The organism is Acinetobacter sp. YH01010, from assembly GCF_013420775.1.
Classification (GTDB): Bacteria; Pseudomonadota; Gammaproteobacteria; order Pseudomonadales; family Moraxellaceae; genus Acinetobacter; species Acinetobacter amyesii.
Window position 1 is genome coordinate 93,709 of sequence record NZ_VOYF01000007.1, and the last position, 14,519, is coordinate 108,227.

At 39.7% G+C, this 14,519-nt stretch carries 12 protein-coding genes and 1 pseudogene; 9 read left to right on the forward strand and 4 right to left on the reverse strand.

Annotation, left to right across the window (positions count from 1 at the left end; genetic code table 11):
• Nucleotides 1–29: 29 nt before the first annotated feature.
• The 3 genes from FTT77_RS08230 to mnmG all read right to left on the reverse strand — a co-directional run bounded on the left by FTT77_RS08230 (nt 30) and on the right by mnmG (nt 3,900).
• The gene (locus tag FTT77_RS08230; protein WP_078193710.1) at nt 30–356 is read right to left on the reverse strand and encodes a hypothetical protein; all 327 of its coding nucleotides are present in this window, start codon (nt 354–356) and stop codon (nt 30–32) included.
• A 114-nt stretch (nt 357–470) separates the two neighbouring features.
• Nucleotides 471–1,676 carry a 3-(3-hydroxy-phenyl)propionate transporter MhpT gene (mhpT, locus tag FTT77_RS08235; protein ID WP_180109131.1) on the reverse strand — a complete coding sequence of 402 codons (1,206 nt, stop codon included), beginning with the start codon at nt 1,674–1,676 and terminating at the stop codon, nt 471–473.
• A gap of 343 nt (nt 1,677–2,019) precedes the next feature.
• Nucleotides 2,020–3,900 (reverse strand): tRNA uridine-5-carboxymethylaminomethyl(34) synthesis enzyme MnmG, encoded by a 1,881-nt coding sequence (mnmG, locus tag FTT77_RS08240; RefSeq protein WP_180109132.1) that lies wholly within the window; start codon nt 3,898–3,900, stop codon nt 2,020–2,022.
• Between the two features lie 253 nt (nt 3,901–4,153).
• On the opposite strand from mnmG, the gene FTT77_RS08245 reads away from it, so the two are divergent.
• The 8 genes from FTT77_RS08245 (at nt 4,154) to purD (ending at nt 12,405) form a co-directional block, all read left to right on the forward strand.
• A complete protein-coding gene (locus FTT77_RS08245) occupies nt 4,154–4,504 on the forward strand; it encodes a hypothetical protein (protein WP_078188731.1) in 351 nt (116 codons plus the stop codon).
• A 147-nt stretch (nt 4,505–4,651) separates the two neighbouring features.
• Entirely contained in the window at nt 4,652–5,530 is an 879-nt protein-coding gene (locus FTT77_RS08250) for a bile acid:sodium symporter family protein (protein ID WP_078188732.1), read from the forward strand.
• A gap of 75 nt (nt 5,531–5,605) precedes the next feature.
• A complete protein-coding gene (locus FTT77_RS08255; protein ID WP_180109133.1) occupies nt 5,606–6,493 on the forward strand; it encodes a bile acid:sodium symporter family protein in 888 nt (295 codons plus the stop codon).
• A 126-nt stretch (nt 6,494–6,619) separates the two neighbouring features.
• Nucleotides 6,620–7,522, forward strand: a complete 903-nt coding sequence (prmA, locus tag FTT77_RS08260) for a 50S ribosomal protein L11 methyltransferase (protein WP_180109134.1) — start codon at nt 6,620–6,622, stop codon at nt 7,520–7,522.
• Between the two features lie 18 nt (nt 7,523–7,540).
• Nucleotides 7,541–8,425, forward strand: coding sequence for a DUF3426 domain-containing protein (locus tag FTT77_RS08265; protein WP_180054446.1), 885 nt, complete (start codon nt 7,541–7,543; stop codon nt 8,423–8,425).
• Between the two features lie 392 nt (nt 8,426–8,817).
• Nucleotides 8,818–9,087, forward strand: a complete 270-nt coding sequence (fis, locus tag FTT77_RS08270) for a DNA-binding transcriptional regulator Fis (RefSeq protein WP_001086304.1) — start codon at nt 8,818–8,820, stop codon at nt 9,085–9,087.
• A gap of 95 nt (nt 9,088–9,182) precedes the next feature.
• On the forward strand, nt 9,183–10,757 hold the full coding sequence (gene purH / locus FTT77_RS08275) for a bifunctional phosphoribosylaminoimidazolecarboxamide formyltransferase/IMP cyclohydrolase (RefSeq protein ID WP_180109135.1): 1,575 nt from the start codon (nt 9,183–9,185) through the stop codon (nt 10,755–10,757).
• Nucleotides 10,758–11,121: 364 nt separating this feature from the next.
• Entirely contained in the window at nt 11,122–12,405 is a 1,284-nt protein-coding gene (gene purD, locus FTT77_RS08280; protein ID WP_180109136.1) for a phosphoribosylamine--glycine ligase, read from the forward strand.
• Between the two features lie 106 nt (nt 12,406–12,511).
• On the opposite strand, the gene FTT77_RS08285 is transcribed toward purD, so the two are convergent.
• Complete coding sequence (locus FTT77_RS08285) at nt 12,512–13,678, reverse strand: hypothetical protein (protein WP_180010138.1); 1,167 nt, start codon at nt 13,676–13,678, stop codon at nt 12,512–12,514.
• Nucleotides 13,679–13,849: 171 nt separating this feature from the next.
• On the opposite strand from FTT77_RS08285, the pseudogene FTT77_RS08290 reads away from it, so the two are divergent.
• Nucleotides 13,850–14,407: pseudogene (locus FTT77_RS08290) on the forward strand (GNAT family N-acetyltransferase).
• Nucleotides 14,408–14,519: the final 112 nt, after the last annotated feature.

A 14,519-nucleotide genomic window follows, 5' to 3' on the forward strand; every position in this document is an offset into this window, starting at 1 on the left:
TTTTTATTTTAAGATTTTTTAGCAATATTTTATGCCGTAAAGCCGACATAACGTGAATAACCTTCCACCCCTAAATCAGACTTATAAATCAGAAACTCAGGGAAGCTCGAGGCGGTAATTTCAGTAAACATATGATACTGATCATCATTGGCATGCAAGTCATCGACTGTATGCTGCATGGTTTGCTCAAATTCATCGGTAATAAACTCAAAACCAATATCCATTGCAATAAACAGCACATGCTCACATGGCTGCACATACTGTTCTTCTGACCAATCAATCACTTGCTGCTGGCAATGTGGACACTGAATGTTATCTGAGGGAGAAATATCAAGTTCGATCAATTGATAAGACATAGAAGTAAATTTATTCATAAATATTAGATTTATTCTAACAAAACTTAGTTTCAGCTAAAGATATTTATTCAATAAAAAAGGAGCCGTAGCTCCTTTAAATATGACTGGTTTTGACTATTTCTTAAGGGATGACTTATAGGCTGACAATGCAGCCACCGCGATAGCCGACAAAGCAATACCCGGCGCACTTGCAATTAAAATACCTGTCGTTCCTAGACCTAGCGCCAAAATCTTACCTGTGAGTAATGGACCTGTCATTGCTCCCAAACGCCCCCATGAAATCGCACTCCCCACACCTGTTACTTTCCCAGCTGGTGTATAGAAAATTGGAGAGATCCCATACAAAATAGATTGACCACCTGTAGAGAAAATCCCGCCCATGATGCCTGCTGCAATGAGTACAGGAATGGAATTTGTTGTAAACAGCACAAATAATGCTACAAACAAACCTGAATAGATAATCACTGCCATTTGCCATAATTTTAGGCGATCAAGCAAGTAGCCTAAACCGAGCGTACCAATTACTGCGCCCACTTGGAACATCAACATGATCATAAAAGCTTGTTGCTTTTCCAACCCTTGTTCCATAAGCAAGTTAGGCAACCAACTGATCAGAATATAGTTCACCATTAAGGTAAAGAAGAAACTCAACCAAAGCGGCAAGGTATATTTATAACGCTGTTCAGCAAAAAGGATTTGCCCCATCGGTGGAACCGCTTCTTTGCTTTCTGCCTGAACTTTTTCAGTACGCTTATCTTTTAAGATAATCGCCATGAATGGAATTAGAATTAAAGGCGTTAAACCACCAATTAAAAACAGTGTATGCCAAGAGATATCTTTAAAAATAATACCCAAGCCAGCAACAAAGATTGCACCTACAGGTAAGCCGCAGTACATCAAACTATTTAAGCGTCCACGGTTAGCATCCGTCGCTTCATCACCCACCACCGAGATCATCGTTGGCATCGCAGCGCCCAAACCTAAACCTGTAAAGAATCGTGCGATATATAAAATTTCAATACTTGGTGCAACTGCCGTGATAGACATAAATACACCGAAGATAAAAATCGACAACATTAGGACTTTCTTCTGCCCCAAATAGTCAGCGACACGCCCCCCAAAGAACGCGCCAAATAACATACCAAATACACCCAAGCTAAACACATAGCCCATTTGCACCTGATCTAAGGAAAATGTCGCTGCGATTCCTTTTGCTGCGATACCGGGTGCTTGTAGGTCAAAACCTTCAAAAAATGCCACCCAGAAACACAAAAATACTGTTAGAATTTTTTGCATTTTTCCCGATTGTTGATTTGCCATAATCGAACTCCATTCATGTAGCGTAAACCCACTTGTACGCCATGCCCTGAAGTTTCGGCTTTATTGGGTAGAATAAATACCACTACAAAGGTCGGAATTCACACGACCAAAAGCCCACCATTAAGACCTAAAACTTTGTATATCAATAGTTTTTAGATCTTATTTTTTGTATTTATAATTAATTATCAATCACTTAGGTTTATGAAAGATTTTAATAATCAAACCATAGCTAAAACTAATGATGATCAAAATATTCATTTAATCCGATCAAATAGCAACAGCCAATAATTTATTGGCAATAAAAAACCCGCAACTGAGCGGGTTTTTTATTTAACTCAAAATCTTATGCAGATTTTTTCGCTTGGTTATTCTTACGAATCGTAATCATCACCAATTGAACAGCCGCAGGTGTTACACCTGGAATACGACTTGCTTGTGCCAATGTTTCAGGCAATACATTTTTCAGCTTCATGGTGATTTCACGTGAAAGACCAGAAACTACATCGTAATCAAAATCAGCAGGAATACGTGTATCTTCCAAACGTTTCATTTGCGCAACGTCTTCTTGCTGACGGTTAATATAACCCGCATATTTCACTGCAATTTCAATTTGCTCACCCACAAATGCTGAAACTTCTGAACCTGTCAATTCAGCAATTTGTGAGAAGTTGATATTTGGACGTTTGAGCAAATCAATTGCATTGGTTTCTTTTGACAGGTCATCGCCAGTCATTTCAACGAATTTTTTGCCTAGTGGATTGTTTGGCGCTGCCCAAAGGTGTTGTAAACGACCTTTCTCTGTTTCTACAGCTTCCATTTTTTGGCAGAACGAATCCCAACGCGCATCATCTACCAGCCCCATTTCACGACCAATGGCAGTTAAACGCTGATCCGCATTGTCTTCACGAAGCATCAAACGGTATTCCGCACGTGACGTGAACATACGGTACGGTTCTTTAGTACCGAGAGTAATCAAGTCATCAACCAACACGCCCATGTACGCTTCATCACGTTTTGGTGTCCATTGCTCTTGATCCCATGCACGACGTGCTGCGTTTAAGCCTGCAAGCAAACCTTGCGCTCCCGCTTCTTCATAACCTGTTGTACCGTTAATTTGACCTGCAAAATACAGGTTATTAATCGATTTGGTTTCTAAAGAGAATTTCAATGATTGTGGGTTGAAATAGTCGTACTCAATTGCATAACCCGGACGCAAAATGTGCGCATTTTCCATACCACGAATCGAGCGAACCAATTCAAACTGAACATCGAATGGTAATGAAGTTGAAATACCATTTGGATAAAGCTCATGTGTATCTAGACCTTCAGGTTCCAAGAACACTTGATGCGAATCTTTATCGGCAAATTTATGAATTTTATCTTCAATCGATGGGCAATAACGTGGACCTACACCTTCAATTACACCGGTATACATTGGTGAACGGTCTAAGCCGCCACGAATGATATCGTGAGTTTTCTCGTTGGTATGTGTGATATAGCAATTGATTTGCTCAGGATGCATCGACGCATCACCCATGAATGACATAGTCGGAGATGGGAAATCACCCGGCTGTGGCGTCATTACAGAGAAATCAACTGATCGTGCATCGATACGTGGTGGTGTACCAGTTTTTAAACGACCTACAGGTAAGTTCAATTCACGAAGGCGCGCAGCCAATGAAATTGAAGGAGGATCGCCCGCACGACCGCCTGAAGCATTATTTAGACCTACGTGGATCACACCACCCAAGAATGTACCTGTAGTCAATACAACAGTTTTCGCATCAAAGCGAATACCCATTTGGGTGACTACACCTTTAACGGTATCGCCTTCAACAATAAGGTCATCAGCGGCTTGTTGGAAAATATCCAAATTCGCTTGATTTTCTAGGGTCTCACGAATCGCAGCTTTAAAACGTACACGGTCAGCTTGGGCACGAGTCGCTCGTACTGCTGCACCTTTACGTGAGTTTAAAATACGGAATTGAATACCGCCTTTGTCGGCAGCCAATGCCATTGCACCGCCAAGCGCATCAATTTCACGGACTAAATGTGATTTACCAATACCACCAATGGCTGGGTTACAGCTCATCTGCCCTAAAGTCTCAATATTATGAGTTAAGAGTAAAGTCTGTCGACCCATACGTGCCGCAGCAAGAGCTGCCTCAGTACCCGCGTGACCGCCGCCGATAACAATGACATCGTAAACTTTAGGATAATGCATAGTGGTAAAGGAGATTAAAAAAGGATGACGGAAGATTATAGCAAAACTTCACCGATAAGTTGACTGATTAACTCGATTTTATTGTTATTGGCTACTGTTTTATGCCTATATATTTCTTTATGAACATACATACTTTGCATATTCCACATAAAAATATACATTTCTCAAGCAAATGTTACTCGAAGATTGTTGTTTTATTCTGATGATTTTTTATTCTGTTATAGATCCCATGAGAATCATAAGGACTATAAGCATGAATAAGAATATTTTGCTATCCACGGTTTTATGCGGTTTATGTTTATCACCACTTGCTGCCTCAGCCAATGATAAAGTTGAGAAAGTGTATGATGCACAGCGATATCAACAAGTCTGTAAAGGTAAAAGCCAAGGCGCTCAAGTATCATTTGCCTATCGCGGTATTATCTGGAATGGTACCTGCGAACCACAATTTTTTAGCTCTTCCAAAAATGCAAATCTGCATGGCGAAGAAGCAGAATTATTAAGCACATGCAGTGCAGATGCAAAAGCCACTACTGCAACGATTAATGGACAAGAAATTAAAGGAAAATGTGCTTTAGGGTTCACTCCTCCTCGTCCTAAATAAACAGTTGTCGATCAAAATATCGACCATTTAACAGATCAAAAATAAAGCGGGTAAAACATCAGTTTTTACTCGCTTTTATTTATTGCTTATTTATTAAACTGAGATAAACTCAAAAACACTATAAGGATAAAAATATCAGGAAATTCCATGGATTCGGGATTATTTGCATTTTTTCTACCCATTGCTTTAGCCATTATGATGATGGGTTTGGGACTTGAACTTTCAGTCAAAGACTTTTTACGCGTTGGACGTTATCCAAAAGTTATTTTCATCGCTTTATTTACTCAGCTTATTCTACTGACCAGCATTGCGTTTTTCCTGTGTAAGTTGCTTGAGTTACCCCCTTTACTCGCGGTCGGGCTCATGTTGCTTGCGGCTTCACCCGGCGGCCCCACTGCTAACCTTTTTAGCTACCTATATAAAGGTGACGTTGCATTAAACATTAGCTTAACAGCCATCAACTCAGTTGTTTCGTGCTTTACATTGCCTTTTATCGTCAATCTATCCATTTTGCATTTTGTTGGTGAAAGTACCAGCATTGGTATGCCTATTGATAAGATCACCCATGTATTTCTGATTATTTTAATACCAGTATGTTTCGGTATGTTTATTCGCAACTCCTTTCCGACCATTGCATATCACATCAACAAGCCGATGCGAATGTTGTCTATTTTCTTATTAATTCTTATCTTTACACTCGCAGTTTTGCGTGAACAATCCAACATTATTACGTATTTTGCCAGCGTCGGCATTGCGACCTGTTTACTCTGTTTCAGTGGCTTATTTTTGGGTTACTTAATTCCATTTCTCGCGGGTGTCCCGGAAAAGCAGGCACGTGCGTGTACCTTTGAAATTGGCATCCATAACACCAGTATCGCCCTAACCATCGCACTAAGTGTGCTTGAAAACACCACAGTGGCGATACCTGCCGGTGTTTATTCTATTTTTATGTATTTATTGGCGACCTTATTTGGTTTTATTTTGACGCGCCGTGGCAGTCACTTGATTCAACAAGTGAAAACCTAAACTATTTTTTCTAACGCAATCACCATAAGGACTTTGGTGAAAAACCATTAAATATGCTCAAGGAGAATAAATAAGATGGATTCTGGAATTATTACGGTTCTTTTGCCATTAGCACTGGCCTTTATTATGATCGGGCTTGGGCTAGAACTTACCCCCAAAGATTTCGCACGTGTAACCAAGCACCCTAAAGCCGTGTTGATCGCATTATTTTGCCAGCTCGTGTTGCTTGTCGGTATCGCCTTTATAATATGTAAACTGCTAGCATTACCACCACTGCTTGCTGTCGGCTTGATGCTACTTGCAGCCTCACCTGGTGGTAGTACAGCGAACTTATTTAGCTATCTATTTAAAGGTGACTTGGCTTTAAATATTACCCTGACCGCCATCAACTCTGTCATTGCAGCATTAACCCTTCCATTGATCGTGAATTTTTCGATCATGCACTTCATGCAAGAAGGGCAACAAATCAGTCTGCAATTTGGAAAAATCCTCCAAGTTTTCGGCATTATTATCATCCCTGTATGTATAGGCATGCTGCTTCGTCACTATGCACCTAAACTGACTGAGAAACTGCATAAACCACTCCGTATCTTTGCCGTGGTCTTTCTCATCTTAATTATTATCGGTGCCATTTATTCTGAACGACATAATATTGCAGCTTATCTAACCCAAGTTGGCTTAGCTACGGTTCTATTCTGTATTTTCAGCTTATGCATTGGTTATTTTGTTCCGAGACTATTCGGCATCAATAGTGCTCAGGCACGTGCATGTGCATTTGAAATCGGGATTCATAACAGCACATTGGCCATGACCATCGCCTTAACAGTGATGGCCAGCTCGGCCGTTGCAATGCCTGCAGCGGTTTATTCAATCTTTATGTATATCTTTGCCGCTGTATTTGGCTTCCTAATTACACGTTTCGCACCGATCTCGACAACGACAACAGAAACAATTAAAAGTTAAGTCGCTGAAAAGTTAAAAGGATGCCACGTGCATCCTTTTATTTTTTGTCAATTTTGATAATCGCTAGCTGCAAGTTGCCGAGTTCCGTTACAATAGCTTTTTATAAAACTCATTTAGGTTATGTCCGTGAAGTGGTTACAAATTCATATTACTGTTGAAAAAGCTCAAGTTGATTACACTGAAACGCTGCTCAGTTCTTTAGGTGCAGTCAGTGTCACGCTAGATGATGCAGAAAATCAGGATTTACTTGAACCACTTCCAGGTGAAACACCACTTTGGAATAAAGTGATCGTAACTGGTATCTATGCACAAGAAGATGATGAAGAAATTGATGTTGCCGCATTAGAAACATTTATTAAAGCTCAACTTCCTGAAGCACCAATGCGTAGCGAATTCATTGAAGACCAAGAATGGGAACGCACATGGATGGATGCTTACGAGCCTATTCAAATTGGTGAAAAGTACTGGATCGTCCCAGAATGGATGGAAGCACCTGAAGCAGACGCCATTAACATCAAACTAGACCCAGGTCTTGCATTTGGTACTGGTAACCATGCATCTACATTCTTATGCCTACAATGGTTAGGTAAAGTTGATCTAAAGGATAAAATCGTCATCGACTACGGTTGTGGTTCTGGTATTTTAGGTGTTGCCGCTTTACTTTTGGGTGCAAAAAAAGTTTATGCCACTGATATTGACCCACAAGCCGTTTTAGCAACACAACAAAATGCCGAATTGAATGGTGTACTGGAAAATTTGTATGTAGGCCTACCTGAAGAGTTCAACCAAGAACTCGCTGGACAAAAAGCCGATGTGTTTGTTGCTAATATTCTTGCAGGCCCTCTAATGGCCTTGGCTGCAGAATTCTCAACTTTAATTAAATCTGAGGGCGAGTTCGCACTTGCAGGTGTAATTGAAGAGCAAGTTTCTGATGTTTCTAGTGTTTATTCTGAATTTTTTGATATATTAGACGTAGAAAAACGTGACGAAACATGGTGCCGAATTTCGGGTAAACGCCAACAGTATTAAAATTTAAAATGTGTACTTATGAGCGACAAATTAACTAACTGCCCAACTTGTTTTACAACATATAAAGTAACTGTTCCGCAGCTTACTGTCGCTCAGGGCATGGTTTGTTGCCCAAAGTGCTCTACATCTTTTAATGCACTGTCTCATTTGGTGGTAGATAAAGCGTTGTCTTTTTCTACCCCTGAGCAAGAAAATGCACCGCAGAAAAACTCCAATACTATTATTAATGTCAGCGAATTTAATAATACGCTTACGCCAGTGACTGTTGAAGAAACACCAACCCACCATTTATTAAAACTATTTGATCAAAAAGTCGAAAACTCTAATATCGATCTAAAAACTTATTTAAATAACTTAAATTATTTCAGCACCGAACCGATCGGCAACCTGCCTGCTGTAAATTGGGCAGAACAGGCTGAAAAAGATAAAAAACGCACACCACTGAATTATTTTATGTGGTTCTGTATTAATGCTTTCTTATTTGGTGCACTTATATTCCAGTTTTTCTGGTTCAATCCACAATATTTAAAAAACAGCCCAGTAATGGGTGCTGCATTTACTGCGGTCTGTGATGTATTCAATTGTTCACGTCTAGAGGAACATTACAGTTTAATTAGTACCAAAAAAGTCAAAATTCGTAGCATTGGAAATAATGAAACACGTTTTACTGGTGAAATGATCAATTTTCATGACCGTAGCCTTGCCTTACCCAATATGAAAATTTCACTAAAAGAAAATGGTGCTGAAATAGCAAACTATACGCTTTTACCTGAAGAGTATTTGGACAAAAGTCTGCATGGCATCCAACGGATCCCAAAAAGTAGTCCTTTTAAATTCCAATTTAGCCTACCAATTGCACGCAAAAGCTTCGATAATTATTCAATTGAGTTGATTCGCCCCTAATATTGGAAAAAACTATTAAAAAAGTAAAAAAAACATAAAAAAAATGCAGTTTTCTTGCTCACTTTTTCCTAGACAATGGTATGATACGCGCCACGAAAGCTTTGTGCTGCAAACTCCTCGCTAATTTTTCACAACAAATACAATCCCAACCGTGCGCTTTAATATTTATTGCGTATTGAGTAGATTTTTTGTTTGTTTTTTAGGCTGTAACAATTATTAATCTATTGTTACGCTTATTTTTCGAACAATTTTGCGAGTTGTGTCAAGCTACAAGTAATGTACAAGTTTTAGAACTCCGCATTAGGAACTAAAACGGAGTTCATTCAAGTTTATAGACCACTTTTAACAAATCACTTTACCCAAGTGATATTTGATTTTTCGGATTAATTCGCATGAATAGCAAATCTCCTATTTTTACTGCACAATCTGATGTCGCTCTTCGTATTCACGTAGATCGCGCAGTTCGCCATTACTTTGCACAATTGCAAGGCGAGCAACCATCTCAGGTATACGATATGGTGCTGGCGGAAATGGAGAAGCCTCTTCTATCTGTAGTTCTTGAATATACACGTGGTAATCAAACCCGCGCTGCTGAGATTCTCGGCTTAAACCGTGGTACTTTACGTAAAAAGTTGAAAGCTCACGGTTTAATGAGTGAATAAATGATAAAATGCTTGCGGCTTCCGCAGGCATTTTTTTTAACCTGCATTTTGCTAATTTTGTTTTAATCTGTTCCTTGAAAACTGTGACGAAGATCATGACTATTAAACGCGCTTTAATCTCTGTGTCTGACAAGACTGGAATTGTTGAATTTGCACAAGAACTTGCTGCTCTAGGGGTAGAAATTTTATCTACTGGCGGAACATACAAATTGTTGAAAGACAATAATGTTGCCGTAGTTGAAGTTTCAGAGCACACAGGTTTCCCAGAGATGATGGACGGCCGTGTAAAAACGCTACATCCGAAAATTCATGGTGGTATCTTAGCTCGTCGCGGTCTAGACGAAGCTGTGATGGCTGAACACAACATCGATGCAATCGATTTAGTTGTTGTTAACCTTTATCCTTTCGCTGCGACTGTGGCTAAACCAAACTGTTCACTTGCAGATGCGATTGAAAATATCGACATTGGCGGTCCAACAATGGTTCGTGCTGCTGCTAAAAACCATGCTTCTGTAGGTATCGTGGTAAATGCTGCTGACTATTCAACTGTGATTGCTGAGCTTAAAGCTGAGGGTGCTTTATCTCATGCAACACGTTTTGACTTAGCAGTTAAAGCATTCGAACATACTGCTCAATACGACGGTATGATCGCATCTTACTTAGGCGCTCGCGTAGGTAAAGAAGAAAGTACTGCTGACAAATTTGCACGTACATTCAACACGCAATTAAACAAAGCTCAAGATCTACGTTACGGTGAAAACCCGCATCAATCTGCTGCGTTCTATGTAGAAGACACAGCAACTGAAGCATCTGTTTCAACTGCAAAACAGTTACAAGGTAAAGAATTATCTTATAACAACATTGCAGACACTGACGCTGCACTTGAATGTGTTAAATCATTCGCTAAACCTGCTTGTGTAATCGTTAAGCACGCAAACCCATGTGGCGTTGCAGTATCACTTGACGGCATTCAAGCTGCTTATGACCTTGCATACGCAACTGACCCTGAATCTGCATTCGGCGGTATCATTGCATTCAACCGTGAATTAGACGTTGCAACTGCTCAAGCAATTGTGGATCGTCAATTCGTTGAAGTGATCATTGCTCCTAGCGTTGCTGAAGGCGTGCTTGAAGTAACTGGCGCGAAGAAAAACGTACGCGTACTTGTATGTGGCGAACTTCCTGCAATCACTGAACGTAAAGCTCAGTTAGATTACAAACGTGTAAATGGCGGCCTATTGGTTCAAGACCAAGACTTAGGCATGATCACTAAAGATGACTTAAAAGTTGTGACTAAACGCGCACCAACTGAACAAGAAATCGATGACATGATCTTTGCTTGGAAAGTTGCGAAATACGTTAAATCAAACGCAATTGTTTATGCTAAAAACCGTCAAACGATTGGTGTGGGCGCAGGTCAAATGAGCCGCGTGAACTCTGCTCGTATTGCTGCGATCAAAGCTGAACATGCTGGTTTAGTGGTTGAAGGCGCTGTAATGGCATCTGACGCATTCTTCCCATTCCGTGACGGTATTGATAACGCTGCCAAAGCTGGTATCAAATGCATTATCCAACCGGGTGGTTCTATGCGTGATGAAGAAACGATTGCTGCTGCTGATGAAGCTGGTATTGCAATGGTCTTCACTGGCATGCGTCACTTCCGCCACTAATACATGATTTTGTGGAACAAGATCTAAGTTGATACGCGTACCCGTCATCCGCAATTGTTTGAGGCAGGATTTATTTCAATACATCCTGTTTCTGCGAAAAAATGAGGTCATAGATCAAATATGACGAGTTTTGCGGATGACAATAGTTTTGCCTACTTTTGCCTTAACAAAAGTAGGTCCAACCGAAGGTCTGTTCCCTTATCTGAATGTATACTGGAAAGATTCCGACGTGCCGATCAAGCAAAGACGTTTCAAAAAAGCCTTAATCAATTTAGGGCTAAAAGATTTCTAATCTTGCATAAAGTCCTCTCCTATTTTTAGGTTGAGGACTTTATGTCATTTTCGATTCATGGAGTATGAACCGATGAATATTTTAGTTTTGGGTAATGGCGGTCGTGAACATGCGCTTGCATGGAAAATCGCACAAGATGACAAAGTCGCAAAAGTATTTGTAGCACCGGGTAATGCGGGTTCTGCAACTGAAAATAAATGCGAAAATGTTGCGCTTAACATTTTAGACAACGCAGCGATTATCGACTTTGCAAAAAACAATGCAGTTGATTTAATCGTGGTTGGCCCTGAAGCACCACTTGTAAATGGTGTGGTGGATGCTTGCCGTGAAGCTGGCGTAAAAATTTGGGGCCCAACTCAATTTGCTGCACAGCTTGAAGGCTCTAAAGCATTTGCGAAGCACTTCTTAAAACGCCACAACATTCCAACTGCTTTCTATGACGTGTTCACAGAAGTTGATGCAGCTAAAGCATTTATTGAAAAAAATGGTGCGCCAATCGTGATCAAGGCTGACGGTCTTGCTGCAGGTAAAGGCGTAATTGTTGCCATGACGAATCAAGAAGCATTCGATGCAATTGATGACATGCTTGCAGGCAACAAATTTGGTGATGCTGGCTCACGCGTTGTAATCGAAGAATTCCTTGCTGGTGAAGAAGCATCTTTCATTTGTATGATTGATGGCGACAACATCTTACCGATGGCAACTTCACAAGATCACAAACGTATCTTTGAAGGCGACCAAGGTCCAAATACTGGCGGTATGGGTGCTTACTCTCCTGCTCCTGTGGTGACGGCTGACGTATTTGAAAAAACCATGAATGAAGTGATGCGTCCTACCGTTGAAGGTATGAAAAAAGACGGTCACGTGTACACAGGTTTCTTATATGCAGGCTTAATGATTGATGAACAAGGTCAACCTAAAGTGATCGAGTTCAACTGCCGTTTTGGTGACCCTGAAACTCAGCCAATTATGATGCGTTTAAAATCATCTTTAGTTGACCTTGTTGAAGCTGGTATTGCAGGTAACTTACCAAAAGAAGCAGATTGGGATGAGCGTAAGACTGTAGGTATCGTACTTGCATCTAAGGGCTACCCTGAAACATCTAGCAATGGTGATGTAATTTCAGGTTTAGACACTGAAATGGCTGATGCTAAAGTTTTCCATGCAGGCACTAAAGCACTTGAGAATGGTGATATTGTGACTGCCGGTGGTCGTGTTCTTTGTGTGACTGCGCTAGGCAACACCATTGGCGAAGCGCAAGCGAAAGCTTTAGAGCTGTGCAAAAAAGTAACGTTTGACGGCGTTCAATACCGTAAAGATATTGGTTACCGTGCAATTGCGCGTGAAAATGCTTAATCTATATTTAGATTAAATAAAAACCCCGCTAAGTGCGGGGTTTTTTATAAATAAATAGCTCAAATAACGGCTTTTATCATCTATATCCATGATTAAAAATACACGTTTATAGAGGTTCTTTAAGATAGTTTTTAAGTCTATTTTGTACTAATTTTTCAGTTAAATTATCTTTGTAGCTAAAATAGATAATATCCACTCCATTTGCTTTACTGAGTTGAAGCTTTTCCTTATCCCTTTGCTTTGTTCTTTTTAAACCTTCTTCTCCACCAAATAAGTTGACAGCAAGATAGTGTTGTTGCCCTTGGTACTCAATCGCTAAATTTAGCTCAGGGATATAGACATCAAACCTTTGTCTATTCAACCAACTTGGTGATGCTTCTCTTTGAACCGTGTATTGAGGAAATAGCAGATTGATATAGTTAAATAATAAGGTTTCATTAACCCACCTTTCACCTATACGTGCAACACCTTTTAACTCTCTAATATGGTTTTCCGCATCCCTTTCACTGATACCTTCCTGAAATGCGTATTTAGCAATGTAAGCGCCATATTTAGCTTTAAAAGCCGAGCCATACATTTTGTGGCAATAGATTAAATCTGAATTGGTATTGGTGCAGATATGGCAAATCGAAACTTTAACAGATTTATGTTCTAACGCATTTTTAAGGTGAGTGTGGCGTACAGCCAACCCAATCTGATTTTGGGCAAGAGCATCCTTAAAACATGAGCAAAAGAAACTTTCTCCTGTCATTTTGTTATAGAAAGTCTGCCGCCACTCATAAAAGCCTAATTTTGATGGTAATAAACTTTTTGGTGGTGTCATTCGTGAATAAAGCTTAGTTAATAATGCTTGTGGAAATTCAACGGAAAGAAGCTGTATTGATGTTTTGTTTTTGGTTTTCATTTTTGTATTTTTAATATTGTACTTCCTAGTTATTCCTCCTCCATAAAGGAAATCACACAATATAATAAATGAAGGTAGTTTAACTTCCGTAACATCCAGATCTATGTCCTTATCACTGATTAGCTCAAATTGAAGATAAGGGATTATCATTTTCCCTTTGTCTATATACTCTTTCAGTGATAAGTGATCATCATAGTATCCAAATGTGTAATTCTGCTTTATTTCAGTTATTGAGATTGAATCCGGAGTACTAAAAAAGTGAATAAGAGCTTCATATAAATCTTCAAAAACTGTTGTTTTTTCCCGCCCAAGATTTTCTTGGCATAATACGAGAAATTCATCCTCTGAAAATTTGTATTGCAACTCCATATTTACTCCTTATCAACTAAATATATGTAAAAGCCTATTAAGATTAGTTCATCAAATCAAATTACATCTCCCCCAAATACTATTCACTTATATCAATTCCATCATCATGTACACTATAAATTATTTACATTAGTCTCAGTAAGAAAACACCCATACAAATTAATATTTAATATGCATATTTTTATCCAAACCCCTCGCCTTATCCTCCGCCAATGGCAAGACTCCGATACTGCTCCATTCATCCAAATGTGTGCAGACGACGACGTCATGCGCTATTTCCCTAACAAACTTGATGCGTCCGAAGCCACTGCATTTATGCAACGCCTACGCGATGCAATAGAAACACGTGGTTGGGGTTTATATACCGTCGAGCTTAAAGCCACAGGCGAATTTATTGGCTTTATCGGCTTACACGTACATCCACCCGAGTTCGAAATAGCTGATGCCCCTGAAATTGGTTGACAACTACTGCCACAATATTGGCATCAAGGCTATGCTACCGAAGGTGCAAAAGCTGTACTTAAGCATGCTTTTAGAAACTTAAGATTAGATAAAGTTATTTCCTTTACAGCAAGCTTAAACACACCATCAGAACATGTCATGCAACGCATTGGTATGCAAAAAGTCCGTGAATTTAATCATCCACTTGTACCACTAGAGCATCCTTTAAATAAACATATCCTGTATGAAATACAGCGTAGTGATTACTTGCACATCCCCTTTTGCTAATTGAATAATTATTCACGGCAAAATAAAGTACATTAACTCTGCCAAACAGTGGCTATAGAAGATGTTAAAAAGCTTAATTTTAGTTACTACAGGATTTCCTATAAGACAGCAA